Origin of the sequence: Rhizobium sp. 57MFTsu3.2 (genome assembly GCF_012932765.1) — a bacterium.
Lineage (GTDB): Bacteria > Pseudomonadota > Alphaproteobacteria > Rhizobiales > Rhizobiaceae > Rhizobium > Rhizobium altiplani.
On the sequence record NZ_JDWI01000002.1, the window covers coordinates 312,405 to 313,408 of the forward strand.

At 62.8% G+C, this 1,004-nt stretch carries 1 protein-coding gene; it reads right to left on the reverse strand.

Annotated features, from left to right (window positions below; translation table 11 throughout):
• Positions 1–1,004, reverse strand: a 1,004-nt coding sequence (locus AF71_RS03990) for a DUF4082 domain-containing protein (RefSeq protein ID WP_169680081.1), incomplete at both ends; no start/stop codon positions are given.

Below are 1,004 nucleotides of genomic sequence, written 5' to 3' on the forward strand. Positions count from 1 at the left end.
GGAGTTGGCCTCGTTGATCGTATAGGTATAGGCGCCCGAGGCCGCGAGGACGAGACTGCCATAGGCACCGGCAAGTGCGGTGCCGAGCGTGCCTGCTGTCGTGCCGAAGCTGACTGCCGTCACCGTCTTGGTGTCGCCGGCGTCCGGATCGGTGTCGTTGGTCAGTACGTTGCCACTGGCGACAGAACCACCCGAGCCATTGGCAACACCGCCCTTCTCGGTCGCATCGCCGACATCGGCAACCGCCGTCGGCACAGTGTTTTGGGTCGCCGGCCGGAAGACCACATCGGCCCAGTAATTCGACGCCTGGTAGGTGGCATTCGGGAAAATGCCTGCCGTGGCGGATCCGCCATAACGGTAGACACCGTTTCCACCCGCGGCGGCACTCGACAGCGCCGTCAGCGGGCCGTTCGTGACAGCTGCCGTGAAATAGTTTCCGGTCGCCACATAGGCACCGGTCGTGTGATAGGACGCGATGTACGTGGTATTGGCGGTGATGGTGACCGGGGTTGCAAAGCTCACCGTCTGCCAGCCGCTGCCGGTGGTGCCGGAATAGGTGGCGGTGGCGAGCTTGGTGCCTGCCGTGGTCCACAGATCGACGACGTTCTGGCCATTGTCGTTGGCGCTTCGGTAGAACTTGATGCCGGTAATTGTACCGGCAACATTCGCCTGGAACTTGACGCCGAGCTCGATCTGCCTGTTGTCATTGAGGTTCGTCTGCGCCGGCGTGCTGGTGGCACTGAACAGGCTGTATGTGGAAGGCACTGTCGTGGTGATGCTGAAGGTCTCGCTGGTGGCGAGGCCTGCAATGTCGGTTGCCGTGACCTTGATGTCTGACGTGCCTGATGTCGTCGGCGTACCGCTGAAGGTGCGCGTCGAGGCATTGAAGCTCAGCCAGGTGGGAAGAGCGGTGCCGTCGGCAGAGGTTGCCGTGTAGGTCAGCGTGTCGCCGCTGTCGACATCGGTGAAGGTGCCGGCCGGCAGCACGAACGAGAAGGCAGTGC